The following is an 18,021-nucleotide window of genomic DNA, read 5'->3' on the forward strand; positions in this document are numbered from 1 at the left end:
AATTCAGGTGGCGCCTGACATGATACAAGCCGGGCGCACTGGTGCGGGCGAAGGGACTCGAACCCCCACATCTTGCGATACCAGAACCTAAATCTGGCGCGTCTACCAGTTTCGCCACGCCCGCATCGGCCGCCGGTCGGCGCGGCATAGAGAAAAGCATCCGGGGAGGCAAGCAATTGTGGATAACTTGCCCGGAACTCACGCAGGGCCTCAGGCGTAACGTTTAAACAAGGAGAGAAACATGGCCACTCAGCCTGATCCGGAACCGATCGGCGTACCCCCGCCTGACACGATTCAGCCGCAGTCACCCCCGGAGTCGCCTCCCCCCTCTACCCCTGATGAAACTCCTGCGGGCGAACCGCCCGAATTCGTGCCGACGCAGCCTGATTTTGACCAGCCGGATCGGTCCATCCCGGAATTGCCGCCGGATTGAGTGTATCAGCAGCGTCTATTCTTGCAGTAGCGAGAAATTTTCTCCCTCTCCTATGCTGGACAGGCCCTTGCAAGCATGATTGAACCACGACGGATAGAAGAAAAGCGGGAGAGGCGCGGCTGACATCAAGGGGGTCATCGTGCATCGGGTTCGCGCCAAATTAGATTGGTTCAAGGCAGTTATATTACCACAGGAGGCCGCACTTCGGGGTCGGCTTCGGAGGATTTTGCCCTCCTTTCTGGAACTTGACGACATGGTCGCCGAGGTTATGGCCCGCGCCTATGCCACGGAAAATTGGAACAATGTGACGACAGGCCGCGCCTATCTGTTCACGATCGCCCGCAATCTGATCATCGACAATGCCCGCCGCGACAAGGTGGTCAGCTTCGAAACGATCGCTGACCTGGAACTGCTGCAAGCCGAAAACAGTGTCGAGGCTCAACTTCATGCCCGCGAGGCCCTGCGGCAGATCGAAGCGATCGTCGAAACGCTTCCACCGCAATGTCGGAGGGTATTTGTCCTGCGTCGTATCCATGAAAGATCGATGATCGAAATAGCGGCAGAAATGTCCTTGTCCGTTTCTACGGTTGAAAAACATCTGGCCAAAGCCATCGCGATAGTTATGCGGGCATGGTCGGAACGTCAGGAAACGGATTTCGAACGTGCAAGCGTCGGGGCGAGGGTCAAGCAGCAGGAACGAAATCGAGGCGGAAGCCACGCGTCTGTTGGTAAGGCTTAACACCGACCCGGCTGCTCAGGATGAGGCCGAACTTTCCGCGTGGATCGAAGCGGACCCGCAGCACGCAATTGCTTACGCAAGGGCAGAGGCCGCTTGGGAATCCGCTGAAGTGCTGAAGAGCGCGACGGCTGACAACGATTTGCCGACTATCGCGCTCATCGCTAGCGAGCCACAGCGCCGCTTGTCGCGCAATATCATGATCGCGGCTGGAGTTGCCGTAATCCTGTTTATCATCGCCGCCATCTTCTCGGTCCGTACAGTCGATGACGCCGATCATCAAGAAACGCGAATCGGAGAGCTCCGCTTTCGCTCCGCCTGACGCCGAGGCATCACTTGCGGAATCTAGGCCAGTAATTCCTGTACCAGATCAGGCACGAGATCGCTGGCAAGACCGATGCGAGTTTCCTCGAAATAGAAGCTGCCCGCCGAAGGCTCCAGATTCAACTCTAACGTCCGGGCGCCTGCATGCCGCGCCGTCTGGACAAAACCTGCGGCCGGATAGACCGCGCCGGAGGTGCCGATCGACACGAATAGGTCAGCCCGGCGCAGCGCTGCGTCGATCACCTCCATCTGGTACGGCATTTCACCGAAGAACACGATGTCCGGACGCAGGCTGGCACTGCGGCACGCTCCGCACGGCGCGCCCGGAGGCAAGGGATCAGACCAGGGCACCCCCTTGCCACAAGCGGCACAGAGGGCCGATCGAAGTTCGCCGTGCATGTGTATCAGGCGGCGGGCACCTGCCCTTTCGTGAAGATCATCGACATTCTGCGTGACGATGAGCAGCTCGCCTCGCCATCGCGCGTCCAAGGCTGCCAAAGCCTGATGCGCCGCATTGGGCTCCACTTCATGCAGCTTCGCGCGCCGTTCGTCATAGAAGCGATGCACCAGTGCCGCATTGCGCTCAAGCGCCTCTGGCGTGCAGACATCCTCCACATGATGACCTTCCCACAAGCCATCAGGCCCCCGAAATGTCGCAAGGCCGCTTTCGGCAGAGATTCCCGCGCCCGTCAGAATGACGATGTTGAAGATGTCGTTCATCTTGTCATCATGTCTGCTGCTCAATCCAAAAGCTACAGCTTCCAGATGACAAGTCGGGGTCATTCTGGCATCGGACGGGCGGATTTACGGGGACAAGCACCATCATGACGAAGATCGGACTTTTTGGAGCAGCGGGCCGCATGGGACGCACGATCGCCCAGGTCGCGATCGAAGCAGGGCTGAACGTCAGTGGCGGTACCGATCGCGAAGGCAGTGGAGAGCTTCTGCCGGGACTTGCGATCACATCCGATCCGCTGGCGCTGGCCGAACGGAGTGATGTGCTGATCGACTTTTCGGTTCCGGCTGCTCTTTCCTCCCATCTGGATGCGTGCGTCGCGGCGAGGAAGCCGGTCCTGATCGGCACCACCGGGCTGGAGCAGGTGCATCACAATCTGATCGACGAGGCCGCCCGGATGATCCCCGTGCTCCAGACGGGCAACACCTCTCTGGGCGTAAACCTGTTATCGGCATTGGTCGAGCAGGCTGCCGCCCGCCTTGGAGACGATTGGGATATCGAAATCGTCGAGATGCATCATCGGCACAAGGTTGATGCGCCGTCGGGTACCGCGCTTCTGTTGGGTGAGGCGGCGGCACGTGGCCGAGCCATCGAGCTTTCCAGCAACAGCGAAAGGGGCCGCGACGGCATTACCGGGGCGCGGGCTCAGGGTGCGATCGGGTTCGCGGCACTGCGGGGCGGGTCGGTTGCGGGCGATCATCAAGTGATCTTCGCCACCGATGGCGAGCGCATTGAACTCAGCCATCGCGCGGAGAGCCGCGTCATATTCGCACGCGGCGCCGTAAAGGGTGCGGCCTGGCTGATCGGCCAGCCTGCCGGGCGCTATGACATGAAGGCAGTGCTCGGCCTTTGATCCTGCGATGAACAAGGCGCAGATCTTCGACTTCTTCAGCCGTCTCGCGGAAGCCAATCCGGCGCCGCGAACGGAACTGGAATATGGCAACGACTATCAGCTTCTGGTCGCGGTCGTTCTGTCCGCTCAGGCAACCGACGTCGGCGTCAACAAGGCCACGCGCGCGCTTTTCATGCAGGTGAAAACGCCCGCCGAGATGGTGGAGCTTGGCGAAGAGGACTTGAAGGAGCACATCAAGACGATCGGCCTTTTCAATGCCAAGGCGAAGAATGTCATCGCCCTGTCCGAAATATTGGTGCGCGATTTTGGCGGCGAAGTCCCGCAGCATCGTGACATACTCACGACGCTGCCGGGGGTGGGCAGAAAAACGGCGAACGTCGTGATGAACACGACCTTCGGTCATGAGACTTTCGCCGTCGATACCCATATTTTTCGTGTCGGCAATCGCACTGGCCTTGCGCCCGGCAAGACGCCGCTTGCGGTTGAACAGAAACTGGAGAAGCGCGTGCCCGGGCCGTTTCGGCGCGATGCGCACCACTGGCTCATCCTTCATGGCCGTTATGTGTGCAAGGCGCGGCGGCCGGAATGCTGGCGCTGCATCGTCGCCGACCTCTGTCGCTACAAGCCGAAGACCCCTGCCCCCAAAGGAGCCACGCCGATCACCTGAACGGTCGCCATTATCATGCGGTTCAGTCAAGCTGTGCTAGGGCAAAGACGGAACGCGTCATTCGATGACGTGTTACCCGTGACGACAATAAGGAGAGACAATCATGTTCGTCCCTGTTTCCCCGGCGCTTCGCCTGGGTGTCGCCGTGGCGCTCATGTCCCTGGTTGCCCCGGCATCGGCCAAGACGCGGCCCGACAATCTGGTCGCAGCTGGCAAGCCCGTTGATTGCGTCCAGATAAATTCGATCCGCCAGACCGACGTTCGTGATGATCGAACGATCGATTTCATTCTGAACGGCAATAAGGTGTACCGGAACACGCTGCCGAACAGTTGCCCAAGCCTGGGTTTCGAAAAGCGTTTCATGTACAAGACGAGCCTGTCGCAGCTCTGCTCCGTGGATATCATCACGGTTCTGTACAGTTCGCCCGATCTGATGCGCGGTGCCAGTTGCGGGCTTGGCAAGTTCCAGCCCATGAAGAAGGTCAAATAGTCGGCGCGTCGCGATTTTGGTGCTGGCGTCGGCAGTTGCCCTTTGCTAAGCGGCGCTTCGCACCAAGCGACACGCACCCATAGCTCAGCTGGATAGAGCGTTGCCCTCCGAAGGCAAAGGCCAGTGGTTCGAATCCACTTGGGTGCACCATTCTCTTCCGGTCCGCAGCACAGCCTGCTCATGATCCAGCAGGTATTGCTTGGCTTCCAACCCGCCAGCGAAGCCGGTCAGCGCCCCCGCCGATCCGATCACCCTGTGGCAGGGCGCAATGATGGAGAGCGGGTTGCGGCCGTTAGCGGCACCGACCGCGCGGGAGGCTGAGGGACGGCCGATATCCGCTGCCACCTGACCATAGCTGCGCACTTGCCCGAACGGAATGCGGAGCAGGGCTGCCCAGACCTGCTTCTGAAAATCCGTTCCCTGAAAATCGAGCGGAAGGTCGAAACGGGTGAGTTTGCCTGAAAAATAGGCGCGCAATTGCTTCGACGTTTCCTGGAGCAGTGGGTGATCCGGGGTCTTCGCCTCAGGTCTCACCCGTACGCGCACGGGATCGTCATTTTCCCATAACAGGGCAGCCAAACCCCCGCCGCTGGCGACCATGGTAAGATCGCCCACCGGCGACGGGAATATATCAAAGGCGAATGTCACGACCTATCCTTCCAACTTCGGAAAGGCTGAAGAATAATGCGCCTTCGCGATGTTTGCTTCCTGCCGCTTGCCTTCAAAAACGACATGCCGTCAGCGAGCCTCCACCCCCTCTGCCAGCACCACAGCTGACCAGCTCTTCCCCGGAATCAGATATTTGGCGGCAAGCGCCTGAAGCTGATCGGGAGTCACTGACAGCATGTCCTTCGCCATGGTCTGCATGGCCTGCACATATTGGGGGTTCTGGGTCGCGCCCTCCATCTGGTTCATCCAGAAGGCATTGCCGGTGCTCGCCCGCATCAATAGCTGGCGCATCGGCGCGACGGCGCGCTGAAGCTCATCCTCGCTGACCGGATTTTTGGCGAGGTCAGCCGCTGTATCCTTAACGACGCCGTAGAAATAATTGATGCGGTCGGGGCGCACCTGGCTGGTAACCAGAATGTAGCCGCCGCTTTCGTATGAAAATGGCCAGTTATTCTGCACACTCGGCGAATAGGCGGCCCCTTCCGTCGATCGGAGCCGGTCGAATAAGCGATCATTGAAGATTTGCGTGAGGATTTCGAGCTGGCGCGCTTCCTTCATGAGTCCGAAACCCCCGGAGGTTGGCCACGCCATGACCGCCGCGGCTTGCTCCTTGTCGCCCTTGTGCCGCAGGATAATCGGCGTCGCGACATGAGCGGGGAAGCGCATCTGCTTGTTCACAGGCGGAACCGGGACATCCTGCCTTGCGGGCATCGCGCCAAAGGTGGCTGCGACCGCCTCTATCGCCTCTTCGGGCTTCACCTGCCCAAAAATCTGCACTTCAATCGGTCCAGAAGCCAACAGCGGCTCCCAAGTGGAACGAAACGCCTGCGGGGTCAGCGCCTCTATCTCGTTCCGCGAAGGGGTGCGAAACCGGACGTCCTTGTCATGCAGCAGCCAGTTGAGATCGCGTGCCAGCACAGAATCCGGCGCCCGTGCCATCGCGTCATAAGCAACGGCGGTGCCTGTCTTCACTCGGGCGATCGGCGCGGGGTCCCAACCAGGCGCGGCCAATTTGGTCGCGAAGAGTTGCAACTGATCCCGGTAATCAACCGGGCGAGTGACGGCCTGCATTTCGAAGGCATCATCGTCGATTGAGAAATCCATTCCCATGCGGCGACCGTTCGTCAGGTCATCCAGCTCACGCTGACCCAGCTTGCCGATGCCACTAGCCACCAAAGCATAATTGGCGGCCCAGCCCGGTGCTGCCTTCGTAGGCGAAAATGCCAGCTGCCCGTAGCCGAAGCGGACGTTGATCCGCACCTTTTCCGTTTCAGCATTATTGGCGAACAGGGTGAGTTTCACGCCGTTGGCAAAGGTTACGCTCTCCATGCCGGGCAAACCCACCTGTGTGCGCGACACCACTTTCCCGGGAGGACCGAGCTTGGGAAGGTCCGCCATCGTGATCGCCTTGTCCGCCAACCGGGCGTTGGTGGCAGCCTTCACAGGCGCGGCAAGGGCAGCGGACAGGCGGGCGTCGATCCCCGGCACCGGCTTGCCCGTGATCAGGAGGGCTCGGAACACACCGGCAGAAAACAGGCGGCGCGTGGAGTCCAGTATCTTCTGCGGCGTCATGGCCGGCTTGCCGGATCGGAATATCTCCAGCGCAGCTTGAGGGCTGACGGTGGTTTCGCGGATATCGACGGCGCCCACCAGATCGCTCGCCTGCTTGGCGCCCGCTTCCGTGTCGGCGTTCTCGACCTGAATGGCGAGCGCCGTGTCGATCTGGGCATATTCCCGGTCAATTTCGAGCTGGCTCGGGGCGGTCGCCTTCGCGTCCTCGATGATCGCGCGGACATCGCCCAAGGCCTTTTCCCAATTCTCGCCGGTGGGGACCAGGGTGACGAAGGTCCCATCGGCCGATCGGCTGACATCCTGCTGATCGACGCTTGCCTGAATGAAGCTGCCTCCGCCGCGGGCCGCTTGTTCGAGGCGGCGGCTGATGATCTGCAGCGCCAGCATGTCGGTCAGCTTGTCCTGATTATAGACGATGGTATCGGCATGCGGCTTCCATGGACGAAGCCAGGCCATGGTCAGGCCCGTTGGCGCGCCCGGCTCGACCGCGACGCTGGCGGCAGGCGCTTTGGCATCCGGCTCACCGAAATCCGGGAGTGCAGCCCCCTGCCCCGGCACCGACCATGATGCGAAATTATCCTTGATGATCTGCTCGGCTACAGCGGGATCGATGTCGCCTGCTATCGAGATCACTGCATTTTCCGGGCGATACCAGCGCTGATGAAACGCCCCCATCCGCGCGGCAGTGGCAGCATTGAGGCTGGCGACCGTGCCAATGGGACTGCGCTCCGCCAGAAGCTGACCAGCGAAGAAGTGGCGGCGGCTTGCGTCGGAGATGCGCATCTGTGGCCCGTCCCCTTCCCGCCGTTCGGCCAGAACTACCGCCCGCTCCGCTTCAACGGCACTGTCCACGATGTTGGGGTCGACCATCATGCCCGCGAGAATTTTCATGCTCTCGCCAAGGCTGGCCGGTGTCGCCTGAGGAAGGTCGAGCGCATAGGTGGTGCCGGTGGGCGTCGTCTGCGCATTGCTGTCGCTGCCGAACGTAACGCCCAGCCGCTGCCATATTCGTTTGGATTCGCCATCGGGCACATGGCGCGACCCGCGAAAGGTCAGATGCTCCATGAAGTGCGCATAGCCCTGTTCATCGGGCTGCTCCATCAGGGCGCCGACATCCATGCGCAGGCGGACGGAAACCTGTCCCGGCGGAACGCCATTGCGGCGAACGGCATAGCGAAGGCCATTGGGCAAGGTGCCGAAGTGCCATGCCGGATCGATAGGCACGTCGCTATTTTCATAGAGCCACGGCCTGACCTGCGCCTGCGTATTGTTGGTGGCCGACGCCGACTTTGCCGGGGCCGGGCCAGTTCTGGCTGACAGGGAAGCAGGAATGCCCGAAAGCAGTAACGCAATGACGGACAGCGAAACGGCAGGACGCCGGAGGAAAAAGCTCATGGCGCCGTAGCCTAGAGCCAAAATTCTGAATGGCTACTGACAAAGAGCAGCCATATTTCACGAAGGAGGGCAGGATGGCGCCACCCGGCGCCATCCTGCCTGAAACTTAACGGCCGCCGGTCTTCTGCACAGCGCCCTTGTGCGCGCCTACTCCGCTCCGGTTGCGGCGGAAGTTCTTCTTCGCGGGCTTTGCCTCTCCATCGGGGCGGTGAGCCCGTTCGGCCGTGCCGCGCTGCTGCTTCTGCTGGTCCTGATAACGGCGCTGGCCATCGGCCCGGCGCGTCTTCTGTTCCGGCGTTTGCTCGCGGCCTTTACGCTGAGGCGCCGCCTTCGGGAGGTTGCGGACGGCTTCTACGAAATTGTCAGGCAAGGGCACGATCTCGAGCTTCACCTTCGCGGTGCGCTCGATCGCCTTGAGATAGGGCCGTTCATCATCAGCCACGAAGCTGATCGCAATACCTTCCGCGCCTGCCCGCGCGGTGCGGCCGATGCGATGGACATATTGTTCAGGCACATTGGGAAGCTCGAAATTGATGACGTGGCTGACGCCCGACACATCAATGCCGCGCGCAGCGATGTCGGTGGCGACGAGCAGCTTTACATGGCCGTGACGGAATGCCTGGAGCGCCGTGGTGCGTTGCCCCTGGCTCTTATTGCCATGGATCGCGACGGCCTGGATGCCCGCGCCTTCCAGGAAGCGGACGACGCGGTCGGCGCCGTGCTTGGTGCGGGTGAAGATCAGCGCGCGGTCGATCGGCTCGTTGCGAACCGTGAGAGTGAGGAGCGCCTGCTTTTCCGCCTGATTGACGAAGGTCGCCTGCTGCCGGACGCGCTCGGCCGTGGTGGACTGCGGCGCGACACTGACCTTCACCGGATTGTTCAGGAACTGCGCGGCGAGCGACTCAATCTCGCTGGGCATGGTAGCCGAGAAGAAGAGGTTCTGCCTTTCCTTGGGAAGCAGTTTCGCGATGCGCTTCAAGGGGTGGATGAAGCCCATGTCCATCATCTGGTCGGCTTCGTCGAGGACGAAGATTTCCGTGTCCTTAATGGTGAAGGCGCGCTGGTCGATCAGGTCGAGGAGACGGCCTGGCGTTGCAACGACGATGTCGACACCCCGGCCGAGTGCGCGGATCTGACGGTTGATGGGGACGCCACCGAAGACGACTTCGACCGACAGCTTCATGAAGCGGCCATAGTCGCGGAAGCTCTGGGCGATCTGGGCTGCGAGTTCGCGGGTGGGGGACAGGACCAGCATCCGGCAGCCCTGAAGCGGCGTCGGCTTGGGATTGCGGGCGAAATGGTCGAGGCTGGGCAGCGCGAAGGCAGCGGTCTTGCCGGTGCCGGTCTGGGCGATGCCGCACAGGTCCTTGCCCTGAAGCAGGACGGGAATGGCCTGCGTCTGGATGGGAGTGGGGTTGGCGTAATTCTTGGCGGCGAGCGCCTTCAGGATGGGCTCGGCGAGACCAAGGTCGGTGAATTGCATGAATGAACTCTCGAATTAAAAAGGCTCAGGCGCCCATAGGTTGCGAATCGCAACTGGACGCAAAGCGGGTTGCGAAACGACCCGCGTGAATAGGGAAGCCTCAAAAGCTTGGCGCAGACTTTCATTGGCCGGCCCCGTCACCCCTCAAGGGTCGGGACGATCACGCTGCCAATCGCTGATGGGCCATGAAGGCCGCCCGCTGCGTTGCGCCGCATATGCTTTCATTCATGCAAAAAAGCAAGGGCTTCGCCGAAACGAAGCCCTTGGGAAGAATTCAGAGCGACACTTCCACATGTTTGCCGCGCATTTCGTCGCGCACGTCGCCGCCGAACAATTGTTTGAAGACGCCGCCCAGCGACATGTCCGCGCGCCAGATTTCCGCATGGCCAAGATCAAAGCGGAGCATGAGCAGATTGGGGTCCGTCCGCCCGCCGGGATACCAGGCCGCGACTTCATGGGTCCAATAGCGGTCGATTACCGCCGGGTCGGTTTCCTCGACAAGGGTGCCATCGATGCAGGCGAACAGATAATGGCCCTTCCCCGCAAACTGCGCCATGGCGGGGCCGCCGGCCGCCAGACGATTGTCCCGGGTGGTGTAGAACCAGAAGCAATGATTGGCACCGGGGTCGAGTTGCGCCGTCATCGGCAGGTTATGTTCGTGCGATCCCTGCAAACCGATCATCAGAAAAGGGCTCTGCGACAATTCGGTCCAGAAACGGTGGCGGATATCGGATTCGGTGCTCATCCTTCTGTCTCCTGCTCATGCTGATAGGAGTTTAATCGCCAGCATCTGGCGAAGTTCCGCAAAAGCCCGTCTGGACGCTTGATCTTGAGCAAGCTTCTCTCCACATAGCGGCCATGCTGATCGAGACCGAACCAACGCCAAATCCGGCAACCGTCAAGTTCATCCCCGGCCGGGTCGTCATGGGCATGGGCACGCGCGATTTCGCGACGCCCGAGGAAGCGGAAGCCTCTCCGCTCGCCGACGCCCTTTTTGGCCTTGGCGACGTCACCGGCGTGTTTTTCGGCGGCGACTTCATTTCCGTCACCATAGCGCCGGGCGCTCAGTGGAGCGATGTGAAGCCCGATATCCTTTCGATCCTGCTGGAGCATTTTTCGGCGAACATGCCGCTATTCACCCCCGGATCGGCGGGCGAAATCTTCATTCCCGAAGAGGAAGAGCAGTTCACCGATGATCCCGCCGACGCGGAGATCGTCGCGCAAATCCGCGACCTGATCGACACACGCGTTCGCCCCGCCGTCGCCAATGACGGCGGCGACATCGTTTATCGCGGCTTTGATCGCGGGACGGTCTATCTGCGGATGCAGGGCGCCTGTTCCGGTTGCCCGTCCTCAAGCGCCACGTTGAAGAACGGGATTGAGCAACTGCTCAAACATTATGTCCCGGAAGTGACGGAAGTGCGCGCCGTCTGAAATAGCGGCGGCGGCGTTTGGCAAAACGATCGCGATCGACTAACCGCTTGCCTTAGGCCGCCCGCTTCCACGCCGGTTTTCACAGGGGATTTTCTTGCGCACTCTCGTCATCGACACCGCTACGCAGGCGCTGTCCGTGGCGCTGCTGCAAGACGGCAGGGCGATCGGCCATTTCCATGAGATAGTCGGCCGGGGCCATGCCGAAGCGCTGGTGCCCGCGATAGCCGCCCTGCCCGACGGCGGCCGGGCGAACGCGATCGCGGTGGACCTTGGCCCCGGAAGCTTCACTGGCGTGCGCATCGGCATAGCGGCGGCAAGGGCGCTTGCTCTCGCATGGTCGCTGCCCTTACAGGGTTATTGCGCGCTGTCGCTGATCGCGGCCAAGGCGGCCCAAGGTCAGGATCAGCATCAGGATGGCGGGCCGATCGCGGTCACCATCACCGGAGGGCATGGCGAACTGTTCTGGCAATGTTTTGAAGCCGATGGCCTGACCGCCATCACCCAGCCCGCGTCCACCCCGATCGCGACGCTTGCCACGATGCTGGAGCAGCCGGTGATATATGGCACGGGCGCCGAAGCATTGGTGACCGCGCGTGGCCATGGAACGGCCGTCAGCCTTTATCCCAATTCCGCCGATTATCCGTTGATCGCGGCGCTGCCATCGCTTCCGCCCTCCCCCATTTACTGCCGCGATGCCGACGCGCAGCCCATGATGCAGCCTACCCCGCAGCAGGGCCGTTCATGACCCCCGGCCTGACGCTGGACATATATGAGGATGGCGAGCGCAACGCGCTGGCCGACGCAATGGATGTCATGGCAGAGGCATTCGACCCCGCTTATGGCGAGGCATGGACGCTGCCACAGCTTTCCGGCGTCATGATGATGCCGGGCACCTGGCTGACGATCGCGCGGGTGGATGCGGCGGCGATGGGTTTCGCGCTGGTCCGGTCGGTGCTGGACGAATGCGAACTGCTGCTGCTGGCCGTCCATCCGGCGTGGCGCGGACGGGGCATTGGCCGGGAACTGTTGGTCGATAGTTTGAAGACGGCGCGACGGCGAGGCATCAAGTCGATGAATCTCGAAGTCCGTTCGTCAAATACAGCGATCAAACTATATGAAAAAGCAGGGTTCGAATATGTGCATAGGCGTCCCGGTTACTACCGGGGTGCCGACGGACAACTTCACGATGCCCTGAGTTTTCGTATAGAAATGCTGGGATAGACTGGATCGCCCTTGCTAATCGGCGTATCCGGGTATAACGCCGACATACCGCTCCTGAAACGAATTCACCTGGGCGGGTCGCACTCAATTCAGCATTCGCGGGATAAAAGAAATGGAAATCGAATCAGCCCAGAGCGAGCTGCTCATTACTTTGACTTCGGACATTGTTGCAGCACATGTTTCTAACAACAGTGTCGCCGTGTCTGACGTATCGACGCTCATCCAGAACGTTCACGCCGCCCTTTCTGGTCTGACCAAGCCCGTTGCCGTCCCGGAAGTGAAGCCGGAACCAGCGGTGTCGGTGCGTTCTTCGATCAAGCCCGACTATATTATCTGCCTGGAAGACGGCAAAAAGTTGAAGATGCTGAAGCGCCACCTGATGACTCACTATCAGATGACGCCGGACGATTATCGCGCAAAGTGGGGCCTTCCCGCCGACTATCCGATGGTCGCACCCAACTATGCCGAGCAGCGTCGTTCGCTGGCGAAGAAGATCGGCCTTGGCACGAAGCGCCGCCGCACTCGCGCAAAATAAGCAGCAACTGCGGGCGATCCGCGATGAGAGGGGCGCATTTGCCATGCGCCCCTTTTATAATGGCAGTTATGCCGCTAGATTTCCGCTGATTATCCGACACACCTGAATGAGCGAGCCCGCATGAACCGCAAGATCGATGTAGAAGCCCTTTGTCATGAGAAGGGCCTGCGCATCACCGAACAGCGCCGTGTGATCGCTCAGGTGCTGAGTGACGCGGTGGACCATCCCGATGTGGAGGAACTGCACAAGCGGTCGTCCGCCATCGATCCGGGCATTTCGATCGCGACCGTGTACCGCACGGTTCGCCTGTTCGAAGAAGCGGGCATTTTGGAGCGGCACGACTTTGGCGATGGACGCGCCCGTTATGAGGCAGCGCCCGAAGCGCATCACGACCATCTGATCGATGTCGAGACCGGCAATGTTATTGAGTTCGTCGATCCCGAACTGGAACAGTTGCAGAAGCAGATCGCCGAAAAGCTGGGTTTCCGCCTGGTCGATCATCGCATGGAATTGTACGGCGTATCGTTGGATCGCAAGAACTGACAGCCTTGCGGCGGCTGCGCTTTCTTTATCGGCTGAGCGCTCTGGCGGCATGCCTGCTGCTTTGCCTGATCCCGCATCTGTTATGGCGGGCCGTAGGAGCGCGATCTCCCTGGCCTCCCCGCTTTCTGGGAATGGCGGCAAGGGCCGTCGGCGCGCGGGTGCGGGTAGAGGGGCATCCCTTTCACGGCGACAGCTTCATCATCGCCAATCATGTCAGCTGGGTCGATATATTGGCGCTAGGCGGTGCGACCGGCGCTGCCTTCGTCGCGCATGACGGGATTGCGGGCTGGCCGATCGTCGGGTGGCTGGCGGCGCAGAATAATACGCTGTTCGTGGCGCGGAATCGGCGGGGCGCGCTGGGCGGACAGATTGAGGCGCTGCGCACGGCCCTGGCGGGGCATCAGCCGGTTGCGCTGTTTCCAGAGGGCACGACCAGCGATGGGCAGGGCCTGCTGCCATTCAAGCCGTCGCTACTGGCGGTTCTGCTGCCGCCACCGCGCGCGGTGATGATCCAGCCGGTGCATATCGACTATGGCGCGGCCACGGCGGAGATTGCGTGGCATAGTGACGAACCGGCGGGGCAGAATGTGCGGCGACTGCTGGAACGGCGCGGCAGGCTGAACGTAACGCTGCGTTTTCTGGAGCCTTTCGACCCGGCGCTTTACCCCGATCGCAAGCAGTTAGCGGCCGTGGCGCGCGAAAGGATCGCGGCGAGCATTACGATGCACCTGCCGCCTTTCACTCCGGTCGTGGCCCCTGTATAGATGGACGGCATGAATCGTAACGACGCCCCAAAGACTCCAGCGACATTCCACGTCAAATCCTTCGGCTGCCAGATGAACGTCTATGATGGCGAGCGCATGGCCGAGATGCTGGGCGAACGGGGCATGACTGCTGCGGCCGATGGAGCCGAGGCGGATCTGGTCATCCTCAACACCTGCCACATTCGCGAAAAGGCGGTGGATAAGGTCTATTCGGATATTGGCCGCTTGAACCGCGAGGATGGGACGCGGCCGATGATCGCGGTCGCTGGCTGTGTCGCGCAGGCGGAAGGCGGCGAGATCAGCCGCCGGGCGAAGACTGTTGATATTGTGGTGGGTCCGCAGGCCTATCACCGGCTGCCTGACCTGATCGAGAAGGCCGGGCGTGGCGAGGAGGCGGTGGATACCGACATGCCGCTGGCGTCGAAATTCTCTGCCCTGCCGGGGCGGACGAAGCAGGCTCGGCCGACCGCCTTCCTGACGATCATGGAAGGGTGCGATAAGTTCTGCACCTATTGCGTGGTGCCCTATACGCGCGGGGCGGAGATCAGCCGGACTTGGGGCGCGATCCTCGATGAAGCGAAGGCACTGGTGGATGGCGGCGTGCGGGAAATCACGCTGCTGGGGCAGAATGTGAATGCCTGGGCTGGCGAGGATGACAAGGGCCGCTTGCAGGGTATGGATGGCCTTGTGCGCGAATTGGCGAAGATTGGCGGGCTGGCGCGCATCCGCTACACGACCAGCCATCCCAACGACATGAGCGACGGGCTGATCGCGGCGCATGGCGACGAGGCGAAGCTGATGCCTTTCCTGCATCTGCCGGTGCAGTCGGGGAACAACCGCATATTGAAGGCGATGAACCGCAGCCATGATGTGGACAGCTATTTGCGGATCATCGAGCGGGTGCGGCAGGTGCGCCCCGATATCGCGCTGTCGGGCGACTTCATCGTCGGCTTTCCGGGCGAGACGGATGCGGAGTTTGAGGATACGCTGAAGATCGTCGAGCAGGTGCGTTATGCGCAATGCTATTCGTTCAAATATAGCCCGCGCCCCGGCACGCCCGCGGCGGACATGGACGAGCAGATCCGGGCTGAGGTGATGGACGAGCGGCTGGCGCGGCTACAGGCGGTGATCAACCGGCATCAGGTGGACTTCAACGCCGCCACCGTTGGGCGGCAGACCGAGATCTTGCTTGAGCGCAAGGGGCGTCATCCGGGGCAGTTGATCGGGAAAACGCCTTGGTTGCAGTCTGTCCATGTCACAGCGCCCGAACTTTTCATCGGTGACATGGTCGAAGTGGATATCATCAGTGCCGGTCCGAATAGTCTGGCCGGCGAACTCAGCAGGAGGAAAGCCGCTTGAACCCAAAACCCGTCGTTCCCGCTTCTGCAGGAACCCATCTCCGACCCTGTCCACCGGGATCGAAGACCAGGAGATGGATAACCGCCAGCGCGGTTGTGACGGATGGAAAGGGAGGCTGCTGAATGTCCAAGAAACCGAACCAAAATCATCGCGTGGACGTTGCTGAACGCGCGCGGTTGGAAGTGACTTTCGAGAAGCCGCACCTGTTGGGCGCGCTGTTCGGGCAATATGACCAGAATCTGGTGGCGATCGAGAACCGGCTGGGCGTCTATATTGCGGCACGGGGGAATAAGCTTCAGATCGAGGGCGATGCCGAAGCGGCGGCGCGGGCACGGGATGTTATGACGGGCCTTTATAACCGGATCGTCGCGGGGCAGGAGATTGACAGCGGCGCGGTTGAGGCGGTGATCGCCATGTCGGCCGAACCGATGCTGGACGGCATCATCCGCCATGACGTCGCCGAGCCGCCCAAGGTGATGATCCGCACGCGCAAGAAGACGATCGTTCCACGCTCCGCGACGCAGGTCACCTATATGGAGGCGCTGACCCGGAACGACATCATCTTCGCGCTGGGTCCGGCAGGCACGGGCAAGACCTACCTCGCCGTCGCGCAGGCGGTTAGCCAGCTGATCACGGGCAGCGTCGATCGGCTGATCCTGTCGCGCCCTGCGGTCGAGGCGGGCGAGCGGCTGGGCTTCCTGCCGGGCGACATGAAGGAGAAGGTCGATCCCTATCTGCGGCCGATCTATGACGCGCTCTACGACACGCTGCCCGCCGAACAGGTGGAGCGGCGGATCGCGAGCGGGGAGATAGAGATCGCGCCGCTGGCCTTCATGCGCGGGCGGACGCTGGCCAACGCCTTCATCGTGCTGGACGAAGCGCAGAACACGACCATCGCGCAGATGAAGATGTTCCTCACGCGTTTTGGCGAAGGGAGCCGGATGGTGGTCTGCGGCGATCCGCGGCAGGTGGACTTGCCGCAGCCGGGGATTTCGGGGCTGGCTGACGCGGTAGCGCGGCTGGAGGGCGTGGATGGCATTTCCGTGGTGCCGTTCGGCATCGGCGATGTCGTGCGCCATCCGGTCGTGGGGCGGATCGTGCAGGCTTATGAGGGGCCGGATGCGTGAATGGGTAGTGGAGCGCACATAGATGATTGAAGTTGCGGTCCTTCATGATGAAGGCTGGCCGGGTGAGGATTGGGAGTTGCTGGCGCAGCGGGCGGTCGTGGCGGCGATCACCCACAGCCCCTACGCGGCCTTCGCCTCGGACCAGGCGCTGTATGAGGTCGCCGTCAAGCTGACCAGCGACGAGGAGGTTCATCAGCTGAACCGCGCCTATCGCGACAAGGACAAGCCGACCAACGTCCTGTCATTCCCGATGGTGCAGTCCGACCTGCTGGAAGGGACCGGCAATACCGACGATGGCGAGGTGCTACTGGGCGATATCGTGCTGGCGGAGGGCGTGTGTGCCACCGAGGCGGCGGAAAAAGGCATATCGGTGTCCGAACATGCCACCCATCTGATCATCCATGGGACTTTCCATTTGCTGGGATATGATCATATGGAGGATGCCGAGGCAGAGGCGATGGAGGCGTTGGAGACGCAGTCGTTGCTGAGCCTTGGCATTTCCGATCCCTATGGGGATCGCCTGACAGGACAATAGGAAGAACGATGGCTGAAGGCAGTCCGAAGGACGGCAACGGTTCAAAGGAATCGGACAGTAGTAGTCACGAGGGCGGTTTATGGAGCGGCCTGAAGTCGCTGCTATTTGGTGAGGAGGAGAGCCCCAGCCTGCGGCGCGAGCTGGAAGAGGCGCTCGACGATTATGATGAGGATGAGCAGGACCAACGCGCGCCTGCCGCGGCCAAGGGCGACCTGTCGGCGATAGAGCGGCAGATGGTTCGCAACCTGCTGCATTTTTCCGAGCATACGGTCGATGACGTGGCCGTGCCGCGCGCTGACATCGTCGCGATCGAGGAGCGGGCGAGCTTTGCCGAACTGGCGGCGCTGTTCGCCGAAGCGGGGCACAGCCGCATTCCGGTCTATCGCGAGACGCTGGATACCATCGTCGGCATGGTCCACATCCGCGACGCCTTTGCGATATTGGCGGGCAAATCGCCCGTTCCAGACAGTCTGGAGCCTCTGATCCGTCAGCCGCTTTATGTGCCCGAGAGCATGGGCGCGCTGGACCTGCTGGCGGAGATGCGGGCGAAACGCACCCATCTTGCCATCGTTCTGGATGAATATTCCGGAACTGAGGGCCTGCTGACTTTCGAAGATCTGGTCGAGGAAATCGTCGGTGACGTCGAGGATGAGCATGACGATGCGCCTGAGGCCCTGCTCGTTCCGCTGGAGGGCGGATTGTGGGAAGCGGACGCCCGCGCCGAGCTGGATGATGTCGCCGAGGAGATTGACGAGCGGCTGGCCGATGTCGAGGAAGATGTCGACACCCTAGGCGGTCTGGCGTTCGTCATCGCGGGGCGAGTGCCCGAAGCTGGCGAAATATTGAATCATGAACAGAGCGGCTGGAAGCTGGAAATCGTGAGCAGCGATGGACGCCGGGTGACACGGCTGCGGCTCCATCCTCCGGTTGAAAAAGAAAATGAAGCCGAATGAGCGGGATGCCTGCGCAACTTGGGAAAAGCGCGGGCAATGCTGGGAAATGTTAAGAGCTGATCGTTAGGGTTGCGCCCGCCTTGTTGCTTTCCGGTGGAAGTAATTCGGTGAGGGTGTGAGTCCAACGAGGGTTGCGCCACCCCCTCTCCCTGCCCTCTCCCCCGAGGGAGAGGGTTTTGTGGTGGAGCGGTT

At 61.4% G+C, this 18,021-nt stretch carries 20 protein-coding genes, 2 tRNA genes and 2 pseudogenes; 18 read left to right on the forward strand and 6 right to left on the reverse strand.

Features of this window, described 5'->3' with window-relative positions:
• Positions 1-39: 39 nt before the first annotated feature.
• A tRNA-Leu gene (locus ACYU81_RS00965) sits at positions 40-124 on the reverse strand.
• A 117-nt stretch (positions 125-241) separates the two neighbouring features.
• Between ACYU81_RS00965 and ACYU81_RS00970 the strand changes: the two genes are divergently transcribed.
• From ACYU81_RS00970 to ACYU81_RS00985, 4 genes and pseudogenes are all read left to right on the forward strand, one after another.
• Positions 242-433, forward strand: a complete 192-nt coding sequence (locus ACYU81_RS00970; RefSeq protein WP_460985963.1) for a hypothetical protein — start codon at positions 242-244, stop codon at positions 431-433.
• A gap of 139 nt (positions 434-572) precedes the next feature.
• Positions 573-1,172 carry a sigma-70 family RNA polymerase sigma factor gene (locus ACYU81_RS00975; protein WP_460985964.1) on the forward strand — a complete coding sequence of 200 codons (600 nt, stop codon included), beginning with the start codon at positions 573-575 and terminating at the stop codon, positions 1,170-1,172.
• Positions 1,159-1,206 (forward strand): annotated as a pseudogene (locus tag ACYU81_RS00980) (hypothetical protein); the annotation flags it as partial. The gene ACYU81_RS00975 and the pseudogene ACYU81_RS00980, both read left to right, overlap by 14 nt.
• Positions 1,207-1,281: 75 nt before the next feature.
• A complete protein-coding gene (locus ACYU81_RS00985; protein WP_460988202.1) occupies positions 1,282-1,491 on the forward strand; it encodes a hypothetical protein in 210 nt (69 codons plus the stop codon).
• Positions 1,492-1,514: 23 nt separating this feature from the next.
• Here the strand turns inward: ACYU81_RS00985 and ACYU81_RS00990 are convergent, their stop codons facing one another.
• Positions 1,515-2,213: an NAD-dependent deacylase gene (locus ACYU81_RS00990; RefSeq protein WP_460985965.1), complete on the reverse strand. Its 699-nt coding sequence runs from the start codon at positions 2,211-2,213 to the stop codon at positions 1,515-1,517.
• Between the two features lie 104 nt (positions 2,214-2,317).
• On the opposite strand from ACYU81_RS00990, the gene dapB reads away from it, so the two are divergent.
• The 4 genes from dapB to ACYU81_RS01010 all read left to right on the forward strand — a co-directional run bounded on the left by dapB (position 2,318) and on the right by ACYU81_RS01010 (position 4,389).
• On the forward strand, positions 2,318-3,082 hold the full coding sequence (gene dapB, locus ACYU81_RS00995; protein ID WP_460985966.1) for a 4-hydroxy-tetrahydrodipicolinate reductase: 765 nt from the start codon (positions 2,318-2,320) through the stop codon (positions 3,080-3,082).
• A 7-nt stretch (positions 3,083-3,089) separates the two neighbouring features.
• On the forward strand, positions 3,090-3,749 hold the full coding sequence (nth, locus tag ACYU81_RS01000) for an endonuclease III (protein WP_460985967.1): 660 nt from the start codon (positions 3,090-3,092) through the stop codon (positions 3,747-3,749).
• 103 nt (positions 3,750-3,852) lie between these two features.
• Positions 3,853-4,239, forward strand: a complete 387-nt coding sequence (locus ACYU81_RS01005; protein ID WP_460985968.1) for a hypothetical protein — start codon at positions 3,853-3,855, stop codon at positions 4,237-4,239.
• Between the two features lie 73 nt (positions 4,240-4,312).
• Positions 4,313-4,389, forward strand: a tRNA-Arg gene (locus ACYU81_RS01010).
• A 21-nt stretch (positions 4,390-4,410) separates the two neighbouring features.
• On the opposite strand, the pseudogene ACYU81_RS01015 reads toward ACYU81_RS01010, so the two are convergent.
• From ACYU81_RS01015 to ACYU81_RS01030, 4 genes and pseudogenes are all read right to left on the reverse strand, one after another.
• A pseudogene (locus ACYU81_RS01015) lies at positions 4,411-4,887 on the reverse strand (methylated-DNA--[protein]-cysteine S-methyltransferase); the annotation flags it as partial.
• Between the two features lie 90 nt (positions 4,888-4,977).
• The gene (locus tag ACYU81_RS01020; RefSeq protein WP_460985969.1) at positions 4,978-7,875 is read right to left on the reverse strand and encodes a M16 family metallopeptidase; all 2,898 of its coding nucleotides are present in this window, start codon (positions 7,873-7,875) and stop codon (positions 4,978-4,980) included.
• Positions 7,876-7,981: 106 nt separating this feature from the next.
• Complete coding sequence (locus ACYU81_RS01025) at positions 7,982-9,358, reverse strand: DEAD/DEAH box helicase (RefSeq protein ID WP_460985970.1); 1,377 nt, start codon at positions 9,356-9,358, stop codon at positions 7,982-7,984.
• A gap of 274 nt (positions 9,359-9,632) precedes the next feature.
• The gene (locus ACYU81_RS01030) at positions 9,633-10,103 is read right to left on the reverse strand and encodes a pyridoxamine 5'-phosphate oxidase family protein (RefSeq protein WP_460985971.1); all 471 of its coding nucleotides are present in this window, start codon (positions 10,101-10,103) and stop codon (positions 9,633-9,635) included.
• A gap of 113 nt (positions 10,104-10,216) precedes the next feature.
• On the opposite strand from ACYU81_RS01030, the gene ACYU81_RS01035 reads away from it, so the two are divergent.
• The 10 genes from ACYU81_RS01035 to ACYU81_RS01080 all read left to right on the forward strand — a co-directional run bounded on the left by ACYU81_RS01035 (position 10,217) and on the right by ACYU81_RS01080 (position 17,829).
• Positions 10,217-10,792 carry a NifU family protein gene (locus ACYU81_RS01035; RefSeq protein ID WP_460985972.1) on the forward strand — a complete coding sequence of 192 codons (576 nt, stop codon included), beginning with the start codon at positions 10,217-10,219 and terminating at the stop codon, positions 10,790-10,792.
• Positions 10,793-10,886: 94 nt separating this feature from the next.
• Positions 10,887-11,537, forward strand: coding sequence for a tRNA (adenosine(37)-N6)-threonylcarbamoyltransferase complex dimerization subunit type 1 TsaB (tsaB, locus tag ACYU81_RS01040; RefSeq protein WP_460985973.1), 651 nt, complete (start codon positions 10,887-10,889; stop codon positions 11,535-11,537).
• Positions 11,534-12,013, forward strand: coding sequence for a ribosomal protein S18-alanine N-acetyltransferase (gene rimI / locus ACYU81_RS01045; RefSeq protein ID WP_449473086.1), 480 nt, complete (start codon positions 11,534-11,536; stop codon positions 12,011-12,013). The genes tsaB and rimI overlap by 4 nt, the downstream gene beginning before the upstream one ends.
• Positions 12,014-12,125: 112 nt before the next feature.
• The gene (locus ACYU81_RS01050) at positions 12,126-12,548 is read left to right on the forward strand and encodes a Ros/MucR family transcriptional regulator (RefSeq protein ID WP_449473088.1); all 423 of its coding nucleotides are present in this window, start codon (positions 12,126-12,128) and stop codon (positions 12,546-12,548) included.
• A 120-nt stretch (positions 12,549-12,668) separates the two neighbouring features.
• Positions 12,669-13,091, forward strand: a complete 423-nt coding sequence (locus ACYU81_RS01055) for a Fur family transcriptional regulator (protein ID WP_196225926.1) — start codon at positions 12,669-12,671, stop codon at positions 13,089-13,091.
• Positions 13,092-13,222: 131 nt separating this feature from the next.
• Complete coding sequence (locus ACYU81_RS01060; protein WP_460985974.1) at positions 13,223-13,855, forward strand: lysophospholipid acyltransferase family protein; 633 nt, start codon at positions 13,223-13,225, stop codon at positions 13,853-13,855.
• A gap of 9 nt (positions 13,856-13,864) precedes the next feature.
• Entirely contained in the window at positions 13,865-15,214 is a 1,350-nt protein-coding gene (gene miaB / locus ACYU81_RS01065; RefSeq protein ID WP_460985975.1) for a tRNA (N6-isopentenyl adenosine(37)-C2)-methylthiotransferase MiaB, read from the forward strand.
• Positions 15,215-15,336: 122 nt separating this feature from the next.
• The gene (locus ACYU81_RS01070) at positions 15,337-16,341 is read left to right on the forward strand and encodes a PhoH family protein (RefSeq protein WP_460985977.1); all 1,005 of its coding nucleotides are present in this window, start codon (positions 15,337-15,339) and stop codon (positions 16,339-16,341) included.
• 22 nt (positions 16,342-16,363) lie between these two features.
• Positions 16,364-16,876: an rRNA maturation RNase YbeY gene (ybeY, locus tag ACYU81_RS01075; RefSeq protein ID WP_460985978.1), complete on the forward strand. Its 513-nt coding sequence runs from the start codon at positions 16,364-16,366 to the stop codon at positions 16,874-16,876.
• 8 nt (positions 16,877-16,884) lie between these two features.
• Positions 16,885-17,829, forward strand: coding sequence for a hemolysin family protein (locus tag ACYU81_RS01080; RefSeq protein ID WP_460985979.1), 945 nt, complete (start codon positions 16,885-16,887; stop codon positions 17,827-17,829).
• Positions 17,830-18,021: the final 192 nt, after the last annotated feature.

The organism is Sphingobium sp. TomTYG75, from assembly GCF_054771635.1.

What these genes read in the sequence shown, in the direction of transcription:
- ACYU81_RS01035 (WP_460985972.1), top strand. Translation starts at nt 10,217, where the DNA reads ATGCTGATCGAGACCGAACCAACGCCAAATCCGGCAACCGTCAAGTTC.
- ybeY (WP_460985978.1), top strand. Translation starts at nt 16,364, where the DNA reads ATGATTGAAGTTGCGGTCCTTCATGATGAAGGCTGGCCGGGTGAGGAT.
- ACYU81_RS01060 (WP_460985974.1), top strand. Translation starts at nt 13,223, where the DNA reads ATGGCGGCAAGGGCCGTCGGCGCGCGGGTGCGGGTAGAGGGGCATCCC.
- ACYU81_RS01080 (WP_460985979.1), top strand. Translation starts at nt 16,885, where the DNA reads ATGGCTGAAGGCAGTCCGAAGGACGGCAACGGTTCAAAGGAATCGGAC.
- ACYU81_RS00990 (WP_460985965.1), bottom strand. Translation starts at nt 2,213, where the DNA reads ATGAACGACATCTTCAACATCGTCATTCTGACGGGCGCGGGAATCTCT.
- ACYU81_RS01050 (WP_449473088.1), top strand. Translation starts at nt 12,126, where the DNA reads ATGGAAATCGAATCAGCCCAGAGCGAGCTGCTCATTACTTTGACTTCG.
- ACYU81_RS01030 (WP_460985971.1), bottom strand. Translation starts at nt 10,103, where the DNA reads ATGAGCACCGAATCCGATATCCGCCACCGTTTCTGGACCGAATTGTCG.
- ACYU81_RS00970 (WP_460985963.1), top strand. Translation starts at nt 242, where the DNA reads ATGGCCACTCAGCCTGATCCGGAACCGATCGGCGTACCCCCGCCTGAC.
- ACYU81_RS01025 (WP_460985970.1), bottom strand. Translation starts at nt 9,358, where the DNA reads ATGCAATTCACCGACCTTGGTCTCGCCGAGCCCATCCTGAAGGCGCTC.
- rimI (WP_449473086.1), top strand. Translation starts at nt 11,534, where the DNA reads ATGACCCCCGGCCTGACGCTGGACATATATGAGGATGGCGAGCGCAAC.
- miaB (WP_460985975.1), top strand. Translation starts at nt 13,865, where the DNA reads ATGAATCGTAACGACGCCCCAAAGACTCCAGCGACATTCCACGTCAAA.
- dapB (WP_460985966.1), top strand. Translation starts at nt 2,318, where the DNA reads ATGACGAAGATCGGACTTTTTGGAGCAGCGGGCCGCATGGGACGCACG.
- ACYU81_RS01005 (WP_460985968.1), top strand. Translation starts at nt 3,853, where the DNA reads ATGTTCGTCCCTGTTTCCCCGGCGCTTCGCCTGGGTGTCGCCGTGGCG.
- ACYU81_RS01020 (WP_460985969.1), bottom strand. Translation starts at nt 7,875, where the DNA reads ATGAGCTTTTTCCTCCGGCGTCCTGCCGTTTCGCTGTCCGTCATTGCG.
- nth (WP_460985967.1), top strand. Translation starts at nt 3,090, where the DNA reads ATGAACAAGGCGCAGATCTTCGACTTCTTCAGCCGTCTCGCGGAAGCC.
- ACYU81_RS01070 (WP_460985977.1), top strand. Translation starts at nt 15,337, where the DNA reads ATGTCCAAGAAACCGAACCAAAATCATCGCGTGGACGTTGCTGAACGC.
- ACYU81_RS01055 (WP_196225926.1), top strand. Translation starts at nt 12,669, where the DNA reads ATGAACCGCAAGATCGATGTAGAAGCCCTTTGTCATGAGAAGGGCCTG.